Source organism: Anaerotruncus sp. 1XD42-93 (genome assembly GCF_009917605.1).
Taxonomy (GTDB): Bacteria; Bacillota; Clostridia; order Oscillospirales; family Ruminococcaceae; genus Anaerotruncus.
On sequence record NZ_QZEG01000032.1, the window covers coordinates 1 to 19,526 of the forward strand.

Genomic DNA, 19,526 nt, shown 5'->3' on the forward strand with positions numbered 1-19,526 from the left:
TTGTGTCGTCGCTCACGAGACAGCTTAGTTATAATATCACGTTCCCCTTTCTTTGTCAACACCTTTTTTCATTTTTTTTAAAGTTTTTTGGTTTTTTCTTCTTTTTCCCCTTCCAGATTCTTCACATCCCCCTAAAACCGGCCTTTTGCGCCGACTTTCGAGCCAGACAGACAGAAAAAGAAAAGGGTGGGAACCCGCGCCGGAATCCCACCCCATATTTAATTTACAGCTTCTGCACACAGATACAGTATTGATATGGCTGAAGCTTCCAGTCAGAGAACCAGATGTCCTTTCCGGTGATCCGGTCGACAAACGTCCCGCTCATTGCATTGAGAGAAATCGCCTGCCAGGCCCCGGAGAAGTTAAACAGGCAGACCATCCGCTCGGACTCGGTAGTGCGCACCAGCGCGAGTACCGAACAGTTATGGGTATCCCAAGTGGAAACCCACGCCTGCGGAGAGAAACATTCCTCCTCTGCCCGCAGCCGTTCAAGCTGCCGCAGTCCGTCCCAAATCTGCTGCTGAACACTTCCCTCCTGGGTACGCAGTGCAGCATTCTCCCAGGAGAACGGGGTCCTATGCAGATTGCGGCTGTCCTCCCGCAGGACCGGATCGTTGTGATAAGCATAACCGTTGAGCTGGCCGATCTCATCCCCGCTCGAAAGCATGGGGAACCCGGCCATGCACATCATGGCAGCATGCATCATCAGGTCGCGCTGGATGCCCATTGACACCTGCCAGCCGTCCTGTTCATAAAGGCCCTTTTCGATGCCGCAGAGGCTTGCTGTTGTGCCGCAGGTACGCGCATCCTGGGTAACAGGATTATAGTTATACCGTTCCCCGCGGGCGTAAGTGCCTGGGAAGCTGCCTTCGAAAAAGCGGTAGAGATATTTTTTGTGCTCCAGCGGATCCATCCCGATGCTTTTCCCGAATTCCTCATTCAGTCCCCAGCCAATATCGTCGTGGCAGCGCAGATAATTGACAAAGCAGCAATGGGACGGCAGGCTGTGCAGGTCATCCAGCTGACGCTTGAGCTGCCGGACGTCCGAAGAAGCCAGTGCACTCCATTGGGTCGCCATGGTGGAAGAATTGTATAGTAGATGGCACTCCGGCTTTTCCAGCGTTCCAAAATAAGGCGCCAGCTCCCAGGGCGCCATTACGACCTCGCCTTTGAGGATCACGCCCGGACAGACCGTTTCAATAATCAGACGGATCATCCGCATAATGGTATGCACTTTCGGCAGGTTGCGGCAGGTGGTCCCGATCTCCTTCCAAAGGTAAGGGACCGCGTCGATCCGCAGCACCTCCACGCCCAGGTTGGCCAGAAGCAGCATACTCCCGACCATCTCATTGAATACCACCGGATTGCGGTAGTTGAGGTCCCACTGGTAATGGTGGAACGAAGAGCAGACATATTTATGCATCTGTTCCTGATAGATGAAGCTGCCCGGAGCGGTTTCGGGGAACACGTCCGGGATGGTCTGTTCCATCTGCCTTGGGATGTCAGGGGTATCGAAGCAGATGTACCGGTCGATATACTCCTGTTCACCCGCCTTGGCACGCATCGCCCATTCATGGGTGTCCGCCGTATGGTTGATGACAAAATCCAGACAGAGGCTCATCCCCCGGCGGCGCATGGCGGCGGTCAGATGGCTGAGGTCCTCGTTGGTGCCGAGCGGCGGGTCCACCTGATTGAAGTCCTCCACCGCATAACCGCCGTCATTATCGGGATGGGGCATCTTGAGCAGCGGCATCAGATGCAGATAGGTAATCCCCTGCTCGGAGAGGTAATCCAATTTCTGTTCCAAATGTTTGAGGTCTCCGGCGAACAGGTTGGTGTACATGGTGACGCCCAGCATCTTCCCTGACCGGAACCACTCCGGATTTTCCTCCCGCTGGCTGTCCAGCCGCTTCAGTCCCTGACCGCGCTGGTGGTAAGCCTCGCGCATCCGCGCTTCCAGCGCCTCCAGCCGCTCACGGTTGTTATATAGCTCCATATAGAGCCATTCCAGTTCATCCCGCCTTTCAGAAAGGCGGCGTTCAAAAGCATTCATCTTGTCTCCTCCTTCTTTAGAGCCTGCCTCGCGTTTCAAAAAGGCGCGCGAAGCATTCACGCCTCTTCCATCAGACGCCGCACCGCATCCAGTTCCGGCATACTGCGGATCGCACCCTTTTTCGCGGTAATCAAGCTCGCGGCAGCATTGGCGAACCGGAGCATTCCGGTCAGCCGCTCTTCATTGAGCTGCTCCAGCCCATACTCCAGCACAAAATGCAGGCAGCAGCCGCAGAAGGTATCACCCGCACCGGTGGTATCCACAGCCTTGATCTGCAAATAGGTGGGCTGGCTGACCATCAGTTCTTTCCAGAATGCAATACTGCCCTGCTTTCCGCGCGTGACCAGCAGCAGCTGAATGTTGGGGAACTGTTCCCGCAGCTGCGCGGCGCCCTCTCCGATCTCCTTACACCCGGTGAGGAATTCCAGTTCCTCCTCGGCGATCTTGAGCAGGCCACAGACCGAACATCCCCAGAGCATCTGCTCTTTGGCGGTGTCCAGGCTTTTCCAGAGGGAAGCACGCAGGTTGGGGTCAAAGCTGACCAATGCGCCGCCTGCGCGTGCTGCCTCTACTGCGGCGCGTGTGGCCGAACGGCTCGGCTCACGGGTCAGCGACAGGGAGCCAAAGTGGAAAATGCGGGTCTGTCCAAGCATTTCGAGCGGCAGCTCCTCGGGGCACAGCAGCTCGTCTGCGCCCGGGTCCCGGTAAAAGCTGAATTCCCGGTCCCCGTCGGGGGCATTCTGCACAAAGGCAAGGGTGGTATTGGCAGAAGCATCCAGCACCAGGCCCGCGCTGTCGATCCCGACTTCTTCAATGGTGGCTTTCAGCAGACGGCCGAAGATATCCTCCCCCACCTTCCCGACAAAAGCGGTGTGCCGCCCTAGCCGGGTAAGCATCGAAAGTACATTGCAGGGCGCCCCCCCGGGATTGGCTTCAAACAGTCCATTTCCCTGTTCACTGCTCCCATTTGCAGTAAAATCAATCAGCAGTTCGCCCAAGGCAACGACATCATACATAAAAAGCCCTTCTTTCTTTTGTAAATATTATGGAAAGGTTCCGGGAAATAAAACCTGTTTTTGGGTGCAAAAGAGTGGAAACGTTATTTTTTTATGGTATAATGTCATAAAATTACCATCTCGTCCCACAAATATGATATACTATCCGCAGAGTGGAGCACATATCCGGGTATGTGTCTGTTATAAGCGTATAGTTGGAAACCTGTATTGCGAAACAAGTCACCCTAGGGCTTGTTTGAAAACAGAGGAATTAACGGATTTTTCGCAGGAATCAAGCGGCTGCAAAGAGAAACGTGCAGGAATATTTTGTATTGATGTATTCCGCGTATTTTTGACGCAGCAGATGCTGTTTCCTATAGAAAAAGGCGGTGGTTTTGATTTTTTCGAACAGCCCCTGATAGTCACGCGGCGCGCCGCGTGGCAGGTGGCCGTTTTTACGGCCACCTGCGAAGGTATGTGGAGTATGATTCCAGCAAACCCCACCGGCGCCGCAAGAAAGGGAGTAACAGGATGAATAACCTTTCCTTCTCACTCTTTCCCAACGAGAATTTCCTGGACCTTCGGCTCTACCAATACGGTTGGGAGCAGTGTGCACCCCTGCATTCTTTCGGCCCCTTTATCCGCAACCACTTTCTGTTTCACTATGTCATCTCCGGACAAGGCGTTCTGGATTCCACCCCCAAAAACGGTGTAACCAACCGCTATTATCTGGAGGAAAATCAGGGCTTTCTGATCTGCCCCGGACAGGTCAATACCTACAGCGCCTCGGAGAAGCATCCGTGGAAATACGTCTGGCTCGAGTTCGACGGGCTGCGGGCATCCGAACATCTTTCCAGCGCAGGGCTGGACATCTCCCAGCCGCTTTACCGCCCCAAAACCCCTGCCATGGGGGAGGCGGTGCGGGACCTCATGCTCTACATCGCCGATCATTCGGAGTCGTCCTCTCTGCATCTGATCGGACATCTGTTCCTGTTTCTGGATGCGTTGATCGAATCCTCTGCCACCCGCCGGGAGTTTGGCGGAGCACAGCTCCGGGATTTTTATATCCAGGAGGCGATCACCTTCATCGAGCAGAACTACCAGCGCGATCTGACAGTGGAGGAGATTGCGGATGTCTGCAAACTCAACCGCAGCTATTTCAGCAAGCTGTTCAAAGAGAACATGGGCTGTCCCCCGCAGGAATTTCTGATCCGGATGCGCTTGACCAAAGCCACCGAGCTGATGAAGACCAGCAGCGCACCAATCGGGGAAATTTCAACCGTATGCGGCTATCCGAACCAGCTGCACTTTTCCCGGGCATTCAAAAAGCGGTACGGCATCTCCCCCAGGGAGTGGCGCACCCAGAACAAACTCCACTCGAGAGGCTGACCGCCCTGCGGTCAGCCTCTTTTCTGTATGTCACTCGGCTTTCAGATGGAGCTGGAACGGCTGATAGTCGTCTTTCAGCATGGGCAGAGGATATCCCGCCTGCATCAGCACATCCCCGGGATAGACCTCTTCCCCGTCATTCACCCGGTAGCAGAAGGACGGATCAAGCCCCTTGATCCGCAGCACCCGGAAAGGCGGGGCAGCGTGCATCGTGCCGGTGACCAGGGAAACCAGGGCCTCCCGCCGGTCCTCTGAGACATGCGCCCACGCGGTGTACGGACCATCCTCAAACGGATCGGTCAGCCGGTAGTAGTCTCCCCGCTGAATCAGATCATAATAGGCCTTATACTTCTCGATCTGCCGGACGATGATCTCCTTTTCCTCAGGAGTGGTCTCGTTCAGATCCATTTCATAGCCGAAGGTGCCTGACATCGCTACGATCCCCCTGGTCTCCATCGAGACACAGCGCCCGGTCTGCCCGTTGGGGACTGCCGAAACATGCGCCCCCATCGTGCTGGCGGGATAGCAGAACGAGGTACCGTACTGGATACGAAGCCGGTCGATTGCATCGGTATTGTCGCTGCACCAGATCTGAGGTGTATAATAGAGCATTCCTGTATCGAACCGGCCGCCGCCTCCGCTGCACCCCTCGATCAACAGGTCGGGATAATCCCGCCGGAACCGCTCGAGCAGTTCATAAACGCCGAGCATATACCGGTGAAAGACCTCCCCCTGCCGGTTGGCGGGAAGCCCTGCCGACCAGACATCAGACAGGCTGCGGTTCATATCCCATTTAATATAAGTGACGTTGGCGCTCGAAAGCACCTCCTTGAGAACCTGATAGATATGGTCGCGCACTTCCTTGCGGGAAAAGTCGAGTACAAGCTGGCTGCGGCCGCGGGTCTGTGCCCGGCCCGGCGCACGCAGCGCCCAGTCGGGATGATCCCGGTAAAGCTGGCTGTCCTCGCTGACCATCTCCGGTTCAATCCACATCCCAAACCGCAGACCCAGATCATTGATCCGGGGAACCAAAGCCTCCAGCCCGCCGGGCAGCTTGTTCTGGTCCACCACCCAGTCGCCCAAACCGCTCAGGTCGCTGTCCCGGTTGGTAAACCAGCCATCGTCCATGACAAACAGCTCCGCCCCAAGCGAGGCCGCCTCCTTGGCAATCGACACGAGCATGTCCGCATCGAAATGGAACTCGGTTGCCTCCCAGTTGTTAATCAGAACCGGGCGGCGTGCACCGTGGTAAGGGTCGCGGATGAGGTGTTCACGGATGGCGCGGTGGAACTGATGGGTCATCCGGGCCAAACCGCAGGTCGAACAGACCAGGGCCGCTTCCGGGGTGGTAAACGACTCACCCGGGTTAAGGGGCCAGCAGAAGTGGTAGGGGTTGATCCCCATGACCAGACGGCTGCTCTCGAACTGGCTGCGTTCGACCGCCGCCTCAAAGTTGCCGCTATAAACCATCGCGGCACCGTAGCACAGCCCGTAGTCCTCATTCGCATCGTGGTCGCAGAGGACGACAAACGGGTTATGCTGATGGCTGGAGGTGCCGCGCACGCTTCCCACACTCTGGACGCCCTGACGCAGAGGGGTGCGGGTAGGGCAGCGTTCGATTACATGCCCACCGTCGAAGGTAATCAGATCGAGGTCAGCGCGCTGGAAATCCAGGCAGAGGGAGGTCGCGCGGCGCAGCCGGACCGGATGACCGCCCCGGTTGGTGATCCGCGCGGCGCGGGTAATCAGGTCGCACTGCTCGAACACGCCGTAGTAGAGTTCGACCCCTACCTGCGCGGCGGTATCCTCCAGAAAGAGCACCAGCGTTTCGGCCTGTTCCTCGTCCCCAAAAAAGGCAGGCAGGCCCTCAAGGCTGTATTTGCCCTTTTTCACCTCAAAACCGGTATACCGCAGGTCCGCGATCCGGCTGCCATCCTCCAGCTCCAGATCAATCGACGGGATACGGAAATCTCCCACACCGCAGGTGGAATACTCCTGTGGGAGCGTGTCCAGCGAGTAGTCGCGGTTGTGCCCGACTTCACTGGGATTGGGGGAGAAGCCGCGGTCGGTATACCGAACCAGATAGGACAGGTCTCCCCCGCCGATGCGCGCGCCATAATAGGCATGGAGCAGCACCCGGTAGCTGTCCGCTTTCATCTGATAGGTGGTGTTACGGGTGTGGAGGGTAAAAAGCCCCTCTTTTTTGTCACAAACGATCATAATGGAATCCCCTCACATAAGCATAAAAATTTGCTGCAATCATTTTAAGCAATTTTAAGATGTGATGCAATAGGTAATTTTATAATTGGACAGCCGCAAAAGCATTTTTTTGATTTCCGGAAGCTGTTTTTTGCATCTGCGGTAAAGGCTTTCCCTTCAAAGCATACCAGCAGGACATCTTCCCGCTGCCCGAAAATAGAATCCTTTTCAAGCGTGCTGACTGTTCGATCCAAGGGGTCTCCACCCTCAGAATCCAAGCCTAGGGAGGAGGCAGCCCGCCATATACGCGCGGCGGGAGCGTCGTACCAGTGCAGTCTTAAAACAACAGCCCCAGCGGGCCGAAACCAGCGCCGGGGCTGTCACGCTTCCGGAATGTGAGACCGGGGATTTTGCACATCCTGCCGGAACCGGCGGAAAACCGGTTCCTATGCCGCGGCAGGGCCGCGAATCAACAGGACTGCAGATCCATCCGACCGCCGAAAGGCCGGGAATTATTTACCGCCGGTCATCGCAACGCCTTCGATGAACTGGCGCTGGAAGAACAGATAGAGAATGACCATCGGGAGCATCGCCAGCAGGCTTCCGGCCATCAGTACCGGGAAGTTGGTGGTGAACTGCCCGCGCAGGGTTGCAAGCCCGGAGGAAAGGGTCATCATCTTCAAGTCAGAGTTGACAACCAGCGGCCACATCAGGTCTCCGTAAGCGAACACCGCGGTAAAGACCGTGAGCGCCGCCACCGACGAAGAGGTGAGCGGGAACATTACCTTGGTGAACGACTGCCACTGGTTGCACCCGTCGAGATAGGCGGCCTCACCGATCTCGTTGGGAATGCCAAGGTATGCCTGCCGCAGGAAGAAGGTACCGAACGCGCTGACCAGGCCGGGGAAGACCAGCGCAAAGATGGAGTTTGCCGCACCCAGCTTGGCTACCATCTGGTACTGCGGGATAATGAAGATCTGGCTGGGCATCATCATCTGCATCAGCACGATGCTGAACAGGAGGTTTTTGCCCTTGAACTGCAGTTTTGCAAACGCATAGCCCGCCATCGAGCTGAACGCCACCGCGCAGACCACACGGAAGAGGATCATCAGTGCGGTATTCCAATAGAGGCTTACGAACGGAAGGCTCTCCATAACCCGGGTGAAGTTCTCAAAGGTGATCTGTGCTGGAAAGATAGTGGGCGGAATCTGCATGCTTTCAGGCACTGTTTTAGAACTGGTAAGAATCATCCAGAGGAACGGGAAGATCATAACGAGCGAGCCAAGGATAAGCGCTGCATAGGTAACGGTGGTAACGATCTTCTTGGACTGTCCCATAGAGCTATTCTTCATCGTTATCCCTCCTTACACTTCGTAGTTGACCCATTTCTTCTGGCCGACAAACTGGATCACAGTGACAATGCCGATCAGGAAGACGGTCCAGATGACGATTGCAGAACCATAGCCGCGGTTGCTCGCCACGAACGACTCACGATAGAACAGGTACATCAGGCTCTGCACGCTGGTGAGCGCGGGGTTAGTGTCCTCAACCATCATGTAGATGAGGTCATAAACCTTCATCGAAGCCATCAGGCGCATGATGAGCACCACGAAGAGGGTGGGGGAAACCATCGGCAGGGTGATGTGGAAGAACTGGGTGATCTTGCCGGCGCCGTCGATCTCCGCCGCCTCATAGTAGGATTTGGAGATGTTCTGCAAACCGGAGAGCAGCAGAACCGCGTCATAGCCGATCGCGCTCCAGACCGCAACGACCGCACAGGCGATCATGACAACCTTGGAATCGGTAACCCAGTTGATGCTGGTTCCCATCATCTGGTTGAGGATACCGTAATCGCTGTTGAAGATCCAGCGCCAGACCATGGTAATCGCGGCAGGGGCACAGACCATCGGCAGGAAGAAGACCGACCGGAAGAAGCCCTTGCCCTTAACCTTGGCATTAAGTAGGATCGCCACCAGCAGGGCGAGGAAGATGCCAACCGGAACGGTCAGGATACAAAAGTATACGGTATTCCAGGTTGCTTTCCAGAACTCTGGGCTTTTGAACATGGTAACATAGTTGTCGATACCGAGGAACCGGTAATGGCCGAAGCCCAGATGCTCGCAGAAGCTGGCATACAGCGTCTGGATAAACGGCCAGACGTTCAATACGACCAGTCCGATGATGGTAGGGGCTACCATGAGCCAGCCCCAGTTCTGCTCCCGCTTTGCGGCGGCGGACAGCTTGACTGTCCCGGATTTTGGATTACTCAAAAGAATGCCCTCCCCTCATTTTCAGGACACCGCACTCGCGTTGTCCACCATCTGCTGCATATTTGCCAAGCCCGTGTCGATATCCACCTGTCCGCTGTAAATCTTAATCAGCTCGTCACTGACAAGACTCTTCCATTTCGGCCGGGAAGCATTGTTGACCGACTGGACGCAATACTCGAACTGGTCAACCACAATTCCGAGGTTCAGGTCATAGTCAAACTGGTCAAACGCGCTGATCCAGGTTTCCTCCAGACCATCATAAGCGGGTACCGCCGCACCTGAAAGCCCCTGAATCCGCTGTCCTTCCTCGCTGCCGAAGAATTTGAGAACATCCTTAACAAGCTCAAGGTTTTTACCGCGTGCAGCGGTCGAATAGCACAGGCCGTTCGAAATGGTGGCACGTCCATCACCGCTAACGGGGTCTGGACATTTCGGAAGAACCGCCACGTCCCATTTGCCGACCATGTTGGGATAGTCCAGCATCTCCTGGCGCAGGTTCCAGTTTCCCTCAAGGAACATCGAGCCTGCTTCAGAGAAGAATGCGACACCAGGTGCAGTTTGGGCAAAATAGCCCTGATCTGGACACCAGTCGTTGCTCTGCAGGCCGATATAGAACTCCATAGCCTTCTGGGTAGCCGGGTGGGTGAAGCCCGCTTGGGTTTTATCCTCGTTGAGAATATAGCCGCCTGCCTGATAAACGAAATTCCAGTAGCCGAGCTGGTCGTCCGCATAGGCCAGATAGCCGTATTTTCCGGTTGTGTCATAAATTTTCTGAGAAGCGCTGGTCAGGTCATCCCAGGTCCAGCTCTCATCAGGATAGGATACGCCCGCCGCGTCGAACATCTCCTTGTTATAAACAAGACAGATATTATCCTTGTCCTTCGGCACGCCATAAATCCGCCCGTCGCTGCCCATCGCGTTGCTCAGGGAGATTTCGGAATAATGGTCACTGTAGAAATTGGGGTCTACATCGTCATACAGGTCGGTCACATCCGCCAGCATCCCGAAATCGGAATAATACAGGATCTGGTTGGTGTGCATCCAGAAGATGTCCGGCATGGTGTTGCTTTCGGCGGCTGCCTCCAGCTTGGTCCAGTACTCGTTCCAGCTGGTCACCTGCACTTCGATGACCACATCCGGATTCTGGGCGGTATAGGCGTCACAGATCGCCTGCATACCATCGCGCTGTGCGACGTCCCATATCTGGAAGGTCAGGTGTGTTTTTCCATCTGCCGCACTGCACCCGGCCAGGGACATCAGAAGCAGTGTTACAGCCAGAACGATTGCTGCTATGCGGGGAATCTTTTTCATAACTCCACTCCTCTACGAATTTCTTTGTTTTTTGGCTAGACTATCCCCATAGCGCCATTACTAAAATTTTAAACCCGCTCGCCTGTTCTGTAAATGGACAGGGATTTGAAAAATATACCTATATGTTGCGCAAGACGTTTTAAGTGCAGATTGCCGTAACATATAGGTATATTTTCAATAATTTCGTTTATAAATACGATAAAAGAAAGTATGTTTTGGGTAAAATGCCCTACAAAGAAGACGATATTTACCCATTTAAATACAAGTTATTCCAGAATGTGAAACAAAATATAGATTTATGTGCTATGCACAGATTCCCTACCAAAGCGGCTGCCGCTCTTCTAGACGGAACCCCGTACGTTGGCGTCTAGGCGCACTTTCCAGATACTCGCTGGGGGACATACCGGTCTCCCTCCGGAACGCCTTGGCAAAATAGTTTGCATTGGCAAACCCGGACGCCTCTGCCACATACGCGATCGACACATCTTCCGCCCGCAGCAACAGTTTAGCATATTCGATCCGAACCCTGGTGATGTATTTTCCTGGGGAGATCCCTGTCTTTTTCACAAAGCTGCGGCTGAGATGCGCTTTTGACACCTCGAGCCGTTCGGCCAGCTCATCCAATCCTTCCAAAAATGGGAATTCCTCCTGGATAATCGCAATCGCGGATTCCACCAGCGGCGAAAGGGGAGGCGATGCATCATCCCGCTGCACCCTTGCACCACAGAGCTGCATCAGCAGAGAGTATGCATAGGACGAAGCGAGCTCGCCGCTCACCGGGGGATTCTCCTCCTCGAGTACAGAAAGCGCCATGACTGTCTCCCGCACTGCAGGCGCGCATCCGGAGAACAGGAAAGTTCCCTCCTCCATCCGCTCCTGAAGCAGACGGTCAGCCAGCTCCCCTTGCAGATGAACTTCCATACAAAGGCAATCCGAGACCGACTGTATGGTGTAAGGCTCCCCACAGCGCATGACGAGGACCTGGCCCGCTTCCAGTAGGAAATACTGCGTGTGCGAGGTTACGGTGAGGCTCCCACGCACAGCGGCAATCAGGGTATAGTCCCCTTCTCTGCCGCAGCCGCTGTAGAGGTCTCCCACAGAAAGCGGGAGCGTCTGCGCAAAAGGCAGAACCAGCAGCCCCCGTACGCTGGTATCGGGGGCCGCCGGTTTGATGACATAACTTTCATTCTGGCGGGGCGGCATATTCTTTCAACCTCCATTATAATTTTCGGATAACTGTAATGATGATACCGAGGGACGAAAGACCCGCCCAGCCCGCAGTTTTAGTGGGCAATCGCCAACTCGGTTTCCTTATCGAACAGGTGGACCTTCTCCACATCAAAGTTCAGCGCTGCAACATCGCCTTCACGCCCGGAGAAGGTGGATGCCGCGCGAACCACCAATTTGCTGCCTTTGCAGTCAAGATGCAGGTTGATTTCCGCACCCATCAGCTCGGCGATCTCGATATTTGCTTCCAGATCGTGCTTTCTGTCGGCAGAAACCGCGTCGACGTCCTCGGGACGGATGCCCAGAACCACTGTTTTGCCAACATAAGGGGCGAGTTTCTTCTTGTCCATCCGGTCGGACAGAGTGATCAGATTCCCGCAGACCTCTGCGCGGTAAACGCCGTTGCTCTCGGAGATGACCGCATCCAGGAAGTTCATCTGCGGGGAACCGATAAAGCCGGCCACAAACAGATTGCAGGGGAAATCGTACAGATTCTGCGGAGTATCCATCTGCTGGATGATCCCGTCTTTCATAACGACGATCCGGTCGCCCATCGTCATTGCCTCGGTCTGGTCATGGGTGACGTAGACAAAGGTGGTCTGCAAGCGCTTATGCAGACGGCTGATCTCCGAACGCATCGCGGTACGCAGCTTGGCGTCCAGGTTGGAAAGAGGCTCGTCGAGCAGGAATACAGCTGGGTCACGCACCATCGCGCGTCCGAGCGCCACACGCTGGCGCTGACCACCCGAAAGCGCCTTCGGCTTCCGGTTGAGCAGATGCTCCAGATCGAGTGCCTTTGCCGCTTCATGCACCCTGCGGTCGATCTCGTCTTTGGGCATCTTTTTGAGGTTCAGCCCGAATGCGATGTTTTTATAAACAGTCATATGCGGATAGAGCGCGTAGTTCTGGAATACCATCGCGATGTCGCGGTCTTTGGGAGCAACGTCGTTGACCACCCGGTCACCGATATACAGTTCGCCCTCGCTGACATCCTCAAGCCCCGCAATCATACGCAGCGTTGTGGACTTTCCGCATCCGGACGGGCCGACGAGGATCACGAACTCCTTGTCCTTGATCTCAAGGTTCAGATCGGGAACTACGGTAACGTTGCCCGGATAGATTTTTTTTACATGTTTGAATGTGATACTTGCCATAACGCGCTCCTTCCAAATCATACCTCAAGGGTAATTTCATGACCAAACAGGGATCAAAACTCCTCTTTTGTGATTCCCGCAAGGACTCTCTCTTATTTCCAAGAATAACACCTTTCAGGCAAATCCGCAAGGGTAATAAGAGGATGTGGATAGCAAAAAAATGATATAGTATAAAAAGAGGCCAGCTGATTGCTCCAGCCATACAGACAGAAGGCGGGCAGAAAATTTTCTGTCCGTTCTCTGTTCCGCTGTTGCATCCAAAATCCTGCTATGGTAAACTGAAACCAGACGTTTTCACGATTCTTTAAAATTTATACGCAGTCCGGGTTCTGTGGAAAAAAGGACAACCTGTTGGAACAGGAGCTGCCCAGACCGGCGTGAAAGGGGAATGTTTTTGTTTTTCCGTAAAGATTATGCCACCCCCGGACCGGGGATCGACCCGGATGCGCCTGAAAAGACCGGTCCTGCCCGCTTCCTGGAAATCTTGCAGCTCGAGTGCATCTCGCTGTTCAAGCTGAACCTGCTTTTCCTGGTCAGCTGCATCCCGGTTATCACCATCCCGCTTGCCCTTTTTGCCATGAACCATGTGGTCCGCAGGATGGTTCTCGACCAGCCGGTAGATTGCTTTTATCACTATCGGACAGCCTTCCTCAAACGGTGGAAAACCGCTTACAGCGCGTTCCTGCTGACCGCCCTGCCACTGGCATGTTCTGGCTACGGCGCCGCGTTCTATCTGCGCCACGCCACCTCAAATCCACTGTTTTTCCTGCCCTTTATGCTTTGTTCCACCGTTTTTCTGGTGGTCCTGCTCTCGTCTGTCTATTTATACGGCATTCTGTATGACGAAGGACCGCTTTCCCGGGCGATACGTCTGGCGCTGGTGCTCGGAATCGCCAAACCATTCCGCGCTGTGCTGGCTGTTCTCTCCTACTACGGGTTGCTGGCAGCCGCGGTGCTGGCTTTCCCGCTCAGTGCCGCTTATCTGCTGCTGATCGGCTTTTCTGTTCCCTGCCTGCTGGGAAACTTCTACCTCCGCACCGTATTAAAGCAGTTCTGTGCCTCCTAACCAACTCGGAGCTGTCTGACCCGGCAGCTTCCGCAGAGGCCCTCAGCATTTCCCCTCTAAAGGCGCGACAAAAGGGAGCTTTTTGGCAATCAAAAAGCTCCCTTTTCAAACAGGAAAACTGATTTCTATTCCAGCCTAAATTCTGCGCTGATCTCGGTGCAGGCGAGTGCATGGTCGCCTGTATCGCCATAGCAGGCGAGCTGGGCAACCCGGTAGATGCCCGGTCCCAGCGGCGGGTCGAACAGGTCGATTGGGACGGTAAGGACTATGCTGTCTCCACCCTTCAGCCGTTCCGACTCGGTCAGCCCAGCGGGGTTGACAGTACTGCCCTCGATTGGGATCAAGCGGATGACCTCCCCTTCTTCGAACCTTCGGAAGTCAAACCATTCAGAATAGAGCAGATCGCTGGTGGTATGGTTGATAACCGTCAGCTCAATTTCGGTCGTCCCCACTGGATAGCAGTCTCGGGACACCCGCGTTTCGATTCCCATCACCCGTTCGGGCGTCCCAGCGGATGCGGGTGCTTCTTCCGGCTGGGAAGCGGGGTCTGCCTCCCCACCCGAAACGACAGCAAATGTGAAATCATTTTTCGCCTCAGGCAAAAACAACTCTTTTTCGCGGATAGAGGGGCGCCGAACAAGCTGCCAGCCCGCCCCAAGCAACGCCCCCGCCAGGAACAGTCCAACCAGCAGAAGAATCGAACGGCGGCTCATACGTTAAACCGGAACACTATAAACCGTAATTTCATCATGTCTATACAGTTCCGTCCTTTCACATTATGTTGAATTTCTTCTACTTTACCAGTTCAATATATACCATAAAATCCAGATTGCGTCAAGGGGTTAGGGGTGACGGTAGGGGTTCAAAGCCTGTTTAGAAAACCTTGTAAATAGCAGGCGGCGAACCCCTATATAATTATCTATTCTCTAATTAGAGTTAAGCGTACTAAAACAAAAAGGATATGGAAAAAGGAAATGGAGGGATTGCAGACATGGGGAACATGGAACATACGCCTGTTGTAAAGGAAGTAACAAAACGCCATATGGGAAAGGTGCATGGGAACGCAAAGCGGAATGAAGAAATGGTTATGAACTATCTGAAACTGCTTGCAAGCGGTATTGTAAAAAAACGCCTGTCACCTGATGAAGCCCATATAATAAGGGAACGAAAGAAACGTCTGGAAAACTGTAACCGATTCTGGTCTATGGAAACTTATGAAGCCAGTCATGTAAGAGTGTTACTGCGAACCTTTTTATGTAAGGATAAATTTTGCAGTAATTGTAATCAGGTGAAGAAAATGTTACTGCAAAACCGTTTCCTGCCCTATATGGAACAATATAAGGATTCTCTGTATCATATGGTGCTGACCGTTCCAGACTGTAACGGCGAGGAATTGAGAGAAACTATTCAGCATATGGCTTACTGCTTTAAAACTCTGGTAACGTATCTAAACGGCAACAAAAAAGTGAAGGGAGTAGACCTGTCACAATATGGCTTTCAAGGCTGTATCCGTTCCTTAGAAGTCACATACAGAGAAGATGTCTACCACCCTCACTTTCATGTAGCCGTTGTTTTGGGGAACAACGGTATTGGGGAGAAGCATATTGCCAATCAATTTTCTGGTACTGGAAACCGCCTGTTTTCTGATTTTGAGTCCATGATTCAGAGAATATGGTGGCTCTTAGTCAATGGGAAGCGGCTTACCTCTGATAATATCTTAGGTGCTGACAATTCTCCCCAGCGGTATAGCTGTATCGTGGATAAATTTCAGCCAGAGGACTACAAGAATCTGTTTGGATATATGACAAAGATGTATTCCGAGGATAACAGCCTTATGCGGTACGATAACTTCAAAACCTTATATTATGCCCTCTCACATATCCGCCAGATACAAGGCTATGGCGTATTCTATAATGTAAAGGAACTGAACACAGAAGCATATACCGAACAGGAGTACCAGACGTTGGAAAGCTATCTTGTCTGTAAGGAAAAGCCCGTCTGCTCCTATGAGCCGTTAAGCCGCCTATCTGGCGATGAAAGGTATATCGTGCTGAAAACAAAGCACCGAAAATAAAATTTATTTTAAACTTGAGGTTTTATTTTAAATGAGATTTATGGGCGAAAATGGTTTTAAACTTATTTTAAAGTAGACTGGAAACACTGTTTTCGTTCAGATGGATTGATAGGAGTTGAGTTTAAAATAATTTTGCAGACAAGGGGGTTGTATAGTGGAACGATATATCACAGATACGATTTACGCTCATACTGTTACGGAAAAGACGGCAGAAATTGAATTAAGGGAAAAACAGCTTTATACAAGGCTGTCTGCTCTTATCTCTGGTGAGGAATACCTACAGATTGAAGAAGAATTAAACCGTTTCTATAATGAGCTGGAAAAAGAGGGATTTTATAAGGGATTCAGCGAGGGAATACGGTTTATGCTGAAATGCTTATAACGGTATCAGTCACAAGGTTAAAGATTTTAGGCGGTTTGTAAGCGGAATGCGGAATAAAGCGATATGTGAATCGCTGTAAGAAATCTACCTTGTAAGCGATTGAGGAATGACATTTTAGCTATATGGATTTTCTATCAGCCTTGTAGGACGGAAATAGGATTTTTACAAGGCTTGTAAGCGGCTAAGTTACTTTTCGGCGATAGGGAACAGCCTTAAAATTGCGTTCTAAGGCTCATTCGGCGGTAGGTGGAGTTATTCTCAGTCAAGCGGTTAAAATGCGTTAGCGGTGATTTCTGGTCATTTAAAATGGGGAAGATTCTCTGTGAAAGGGTATCTTCCCCATCACTGTATCATTCAGAAATTTTCGTCCAGATAGCCAAACATGAGTTTTACCATATTGATTGCCAGGGCTTTTTGTTCCTCTGTCCTGCCGTTCATCAGTTGACACCATAGCCGATACTGCCCGTCACTGTCAGAAACGACGGAATCAGACAGCAGATAATCTATGGTAACGCCTAAGCGGTTGGCAACTGCTTCCAGATTCTCTAATGTTAAGCTGCGTTCCCCACGCTCTATCTGCCCGATATAGGCGGTTGAAAGGTTTACATCTTCTGCCAGTCTTTCCTGTGTCAAATTCAGCTTTAGCCGTTCCTCACGAATACGCTTTCCTAATGCCTGTTGCTCCATGCGGTTTTCCTCCAATGCAAATAGTATATGTAAATGATACTAATTGCTTATGTGTTAGATAATCTGCACATTGCGTTATTTATATATGCCGTAAGTTGCTTTTTGCTGTGCTATGTGCTAAGATGGTGCTATGTAGGAGGCATGGCATTATGAAAGTAATATTGAGCAGAAAAGGCATGGACAGTACATCAGGCGGTATGGCAAACCCTATTTTACCAGATGGTACGCTGTTATCTCTCCCAATCCCAGATAACACGGTAGGAACGGCGTACAAGGATTTGTTTTATAAAGGACAGCGTTTAGAGGAAATCATCAGTCAGCTACGCCCTAAATTTGATTTTGGCAAAAATCCGACCTGTCACCTTGACCCCGACATATATAAGGATATAGAGGGCAGAACGGCAACAGATGAATGGAAACCCGCATTCGGGCAACATGGCGTATCTGCCGTACATCTGGATAAATTGGGCGTAGGCGTGGACGATATATTTTTATTCTACGGAATGTTTCAAAAAACAATGTATCAGCCTGATAAAACACTGCGTTTTGTCCGTAACGCTCCTATTGTCCATATCATCTACGGCTATATAAAAGTTGGAGAAATATTGAGGGAGAAACAGGAAATTGAGCGTTATTCTTGGCACCCACACGGCATAAACCCAGACCGCCCGAATAACCGTTTATATCTGCCCGATACATACGGCACATTCCAGTATGATGATTCACTGGTACTTACAAAGAGGGGTCAGGACAATCGGCGGCTATGGGCTTTGCCTGCGTTCTTTGGTAAGGGTGACATATCTATTTCATGGCAAGGCGATAACCGCCCTACACTAAAGGACGGATATGCAGAATTAAATTCTGCTTGCAGAGGACAGGAATTTGTTGTAAGTGCTTCTACCCCGAAACAAGAACGGAATTTATGTGAATGGGTGGACAGATTGATACAGAATCACTAGACATAAATGAAATAATTCAAGGAGGGCATTAATTTGTTGAGAAAGAGGTTAAAAACAGGTCTGCTGATACTTTCCCTAAGTCTGTTCCTAACAGCTTGTAATGGTGGGGAAACAGTGACAGAGGACAACGCCGTTTCAAGTAGCAAAAGTGAAACTCAATCAGACACCGACTTGCCCGAATACGCTTTTGCAATTAACGGCTATGTGGAAATACAAGAAGGTGAAATTGACAGCATTCATGTTACCGACTATTTGCCAGATAAAGCTATGACTTTGTTGTATAAAGATATGACGATTGAAAGCGGTTCACAGTATTATTACAACCTCTATCCAAATGAGGAAAATGTTCAGTATGAGGGTGTGAGCGATATAGATATAATAGCGAATTATGGCGGTGGCAACAACCAAACTTCAACAGGCTATTATTACTATGATACAAAAGCGGATTGTCTTGCAGAGGTATCTAACCGCACATTGACAGATATTGCCTATCTTATACCTATGGGAAAATCTTTAGAAATCAAGGACGGTGCAACAATACAAAATCTTCCATACTTGTTTACGATAACTTGCGAAGCTGGGATTTATGAGGATTGTGTTGCTGTAATAGAAACAGTCGATTTTTCCACTTCCAATGAAAATAAAGAAATTGCCACTGTTACATATTACGCAAAAGGAATCGGAAAAATTTTGACCGTCAGCAATTACCGAAATGGTGGGCTCGACTTTTTTGTAACAGACATTTTGCTTGAAATAACGGATTTAAAAGAGGATACCAATGATTCAGAAGAATATACGGAAGAAAGCTATTTTACTTTTCCGTTTTCCACAGGGCAGCAGTTGGAATGCTTTGAAACAGAAACAGGCGAAGATGTAATTATTACAATAGATATACAGAATGATACTCCTTATATCATATTTCCTGAAGCAGTATGGGTGGAATTGGAAGTAAACGGAAAAGGGGATTCATGGGAATTTATCAATCCATATTTTACAGAGGAACGAGTTTATACCACTGTTTCCATACAGGATAATGAAATAACAATAAGCACGAATGAAACTTTTATGTATGACGGAACATATATACAACTGCCCGATATAGGTACGGACGGAGAATAGCTATATCTGCCGCCTTGTCGCTACTGCTTCTACAGGAGAGAATCACATGATAAGAAAAATTGGAACGGTTCAGCATATAAATTTAGTCACAGGTTGGGAATATCCTAAGCAACATGAGATTTTCTGTAAGAAAGAGCATAAACTGAAATCGGTCAATCCTTATGACTGCGAGAAGTGTCCGTATTTTGTAACGGCAGAACGAATGGACGCTATTGTATGTCAGTGGGAAGATACATTGGCGGCTGGTGATTATGCGACTAAAATAATTCGGAGGTATGATTCTTATGAGGAATTTTTGAGAGTATCAGAACTCATTGCATCGGGTGTACTAAAAGAGGGATAGCAATATGTCAGTAAAACTGGAAATGGTCAATCATTTTAATTATTTGGACAGAAACGGACAAATTTTCTGTAAGCGACAGGATAAAGTGCGGAAAGTGGCTCCAGAATATAAAGGTTGTGACAACTGCCCTTATCTTTTCGGCTCTCTACAGGGAATGGGGGTTGAATGTATGTGGGCGGATATAGTACCGCCCCCTTCTCCATACGGATATTATGTACAAGACCCACAGGAAGAATCTATACGGGTGTCCAGCTTGATTGGTAAAAAGATTTTGAAAAAAGGGTAAAATGACAGCCTT

Annotated in this window: 20 protein-coding genes; 9 read left to right on the top strand and 11 right to left on the bottom strand. The window is 51.1% G+C overall.

The window, feature by feature from the left end; genetic code table 11:
• Positions 1 to 223 precede the first annotated feature (223 nt).
• Both D5269_RS11460 and D5269_RS11465 read right to left on the bottom strand, forming a co-directional pair.
• Positions 224 to 2,053: an amylosucrase gene (locus D5269_RS11460; RefSeq protein ID WP_120485535.1), complete on the bottom strand. Its 1,830-nt coding sequence runs from the start codon at positions 2,051 to 2,053 to the stop codon at positions 224 to 226.
• Positions 2,054 to 2,109: 56 nt separating this feature from the next.
• Complete coding sequence (locus D5269_RS11465; RefSeq protein ID WP_120485538.1) at positions 2,110 to 3,069, bottom strand: carbohydrate kinase; 960 nt, start codon at positions 3,067 to 3,069, stop codon at positions 2,110 to 2,112.
• A 235-nt stretch (positions 3,070 to 3,304) separates the two neighbouring features.
• Here D5269_RS11465 and D5269_RS11470 point away from each other — a divergent pair, with 235 nt between their 5' ends.
• A complete protein-coding gene (locus tag D5269_RS11470; protein WP_022788495.1) occupies positions 3,305 to 3,583 on the top strand; it encodes a hypothetical protein in 279 nt (92 codons plus the stop codon).
• Complete coding sequence (locus D5269_RS11475; RefSeq protein ID WP_016316613.1) at positions 3,580 to 4,437, top strand: AraC family transcriptional regulator; 858 nt, start codon at positions 3,580 to 3,582, stop codon at positions 4,435 to 4,437. Before D5269_RS11470 ends, D5269_RS11475 begins: the two co-directional genes overlap by 4 nt.
• A gap of 30 nt (positions 4,438 to 4,467) precedes the next feature.
• Here D5269_RS11475 and D5269_RS11480 read toward each other — a convergent pair whose 3' ends face one another.
• The 7 genes from D5269_RS11480 to ugpC form a co-directional block, all read right to left on the bottom strand.
• Positions 4,468 to 6,657: an alpha-galactosidase gene (locus D5269_RS11480; RefSeq protein ID WP_120485540.1), complete on the bottom strand. Its 2,190-nt coding sequence runs from the start codon at positions 6,655 to 6,657 to the stop codon at positions 4,468 to 4,470.
• 44 nt (positions 6,658 to 6,701) lie between these two features.
• Complete coding sequence (locus tag D5269_RS11485) at positions 6,702 to 6,890, bottom strand: hypothetical protein (RefSeq protein ID WP_022788494.1); 189 nt, start codon at positions 6,888 to 6,890, stop codon at positions 6,702 to 6,704.
• A 258-nt stretch (positions 6,891 to 7,148) separates the two neighbouring features.
• Positions 7,149 to 7,988, bottom strand: a complete 840-nt coding sequence (locus D5269_RS11490) for a carbohydrate ABC transporter permease (protein ID WP_016316611.1) — start codon at positions 7,986 to 7,988, stop codon at positions 7,149 to 7,151.
• 12 nt (positions 7,989 to 8,000) lie between these two features.
• The gene (locus D5269_RS11495) at positions 8,001 to 8,834 is read right to left on the bottom strand and encodes a sugar ABC transporter permease (RefSeq protein ID WP_051142476.1); all 834 of its coding nucleotides are present in this window, start codon (positions 8,832 to 8,834) and stop codon (positions 8,001 to 8,003) included.
• 93 nt (positions 8,835 to 8,927) lie between these two features.
• Positions 8,928 to 10,217, bottom strand: a complete 1,290-nt coding sequence (locus D5269_RS11500) for a sugar ABC transporter substrate-binding protein (RefSeq protein WP_120485541.1) — start codon at positions 10,215 to 10,217, stop codon at positions 8,928 to 8,930.
• 318 nt (positions 10,218 to 10,535) lie between these two features.
• Positions 10,536 to 11,420: an AraC family transcriptional regulator gene (locus D5269_RS11505; protein WP_016316608.1), complete on the bottom strand. Its 885-nt coding sequence runs from the start codon at positions 11,418 to 11,420 to the stop codon at positions 10,536 to 10,538.
• A gap of 80 nt (positions 11,421 to 11,500) precedes the next feature.
• The gene (ugpC, locus tag D5269_RS11510) at positions 11,501 to 12,598 is read right to left on the bottom strand and encodes a sn-glycerol-3-phosphate ABC transporter ATP-binding protein UgpC (protein ID WP_016316607.1); all 1,098 of its coding nucleotides are present in this window, start codon (positions 12,596 to 12,598) and stop codon (positions 11,501 to 11,503) included.
• A 394-nt stretch (positions 12,599 to 12,992) separates the two neighbouring features.
• On the opposite strand from ugpC, the gene D5269_RS11515 reads away from it, so the two are divergent.
• Positions 12,993 to 13,664 carry a DUF624 domain-containing protein gene (locus D5269_RS11515; protein WP_158604951.1) on the top strand — a complete coding sequence of 224 codons (672 nt, stop codon included), beginning with the start codon at positions 12,993 to 12,995 and terminating at the stop codon, positions 13,662 to 13,664.
• Between the two features lie 125 nt (positions 13,665 to 13,789).
• Here D5269_RS11515 and D5269_RS11520 read toward each other — a convergent pair whose 3' ends face one another.
• Positions 13,790 to 14,377: a hypothetical protein gene (locus D5269_RS11520; RefSeq protein ID WP_016316605.1), complete on the bottom strand. Its 588-nt coding sequence runs from the start codon at positions 14,375 to 14,377 to the stop codon at positions 13,790 to 13,792.
• A 248-nt stretch (positions 14,378 to 14,625) separates the two neighbouring features.
• Between D5269_RS11520 and D5269_RS11525 the strand changes: the two genes are divergently transcribed.
• Positions 14,626 to 15,738: a protein rep gene (locus D5269_RS11525; protein ID WP_120476109.1), complete on the top strand. Its 1,113-nt coding sequence runs from the start codon at positions 14,626 to 14,628 to the stop codon at positions 15,736 to 15,738.
• Positions 15,739 to 15,892: 154 nt separating this feature from the next.
• Entirely contained in the window at positions 15,893 to 16,120 is a 228-nt protein-coding gene (locus D5269_RS11530) for a hypothetical protein (protein ID WP_120476110.1), read from the top strand.
• A gap of 354 nt (positions 16,121 to 16,474) precedes the next feature.
• Here D5269_RS11530 and D5269_RS11535 read toward each other — a convergent pair whose 3' ends face one another.
• Positions 16,475 to 16,807, bottom strand: a complete 333-nt coding sequence (locus D5269_RS11535) for a helix-turn-helix transcriptional regulator (RefSeq protein ID WP_120485544.1) — start codon at positions 16,805 to 16,807, stop codon at positions 16,475 to 16,477.
• Between the two features lie 149 nt (positions 16,808 to 16,956).
• Here D5269_RS11535 and D5269_RS11540 point away from each other — a divergent pair, with 149 nt between their 5' ends.
• Genes D5269_RS11540 through D5269_RS11555 form a run of 4 tightly spaced genes read left to right on the top strand, consistent with a single transcriptional unit; the run spans position 16,957 to position 19,514 of the window.
• A complete protein-coding gene (locus D5269_RS11540) occupies positions 16,957 to 17,766 on the top strand; it encodes a hypothetical protein (protein WP_120474159.1) in 810 nt (269 codons plus the stop codon).
• Positions 17,767 to 17,799: 33 nt separating this feature from the next.
• Positions 17,800 to 18,885, top strand: coding sequence for a hypothetical protein (locus D5269_RS11545; protein WP_120474160.1), 1,086 nt, complete (start codon positions 17,800 to 17,802; stop codon positions 18,883 to 18,885).
• Between the two features lie 46 nt (positions 18,886 to 18,931).
• On the top strand, positions 18,932 to 19,228 hold the full coding sequence (locus D5269_RS11550; RefSeq protein ID WP_120474161.1) for a hypothetical protein: 297 nt from the start codon (positions 18,932 to 18,934) through the stop codon (positions 19,226 to 19,228).
• Positions 19,229 to 19,232: 4 nt separating this feature from the next.
• On the top strand, positions 19,233 to 19,514 hold the full coding sequence (locus D5269_RS11555; RefSeq protein WP_120474162.1) for a hypothetical protein: 282 nt from the start codon (positions 19,233 to 19,235) through the stop codon (positions 19,512 to 19,514).
• Positions 19,515 to 19,526: the final 12 nt, after the last annotated feature.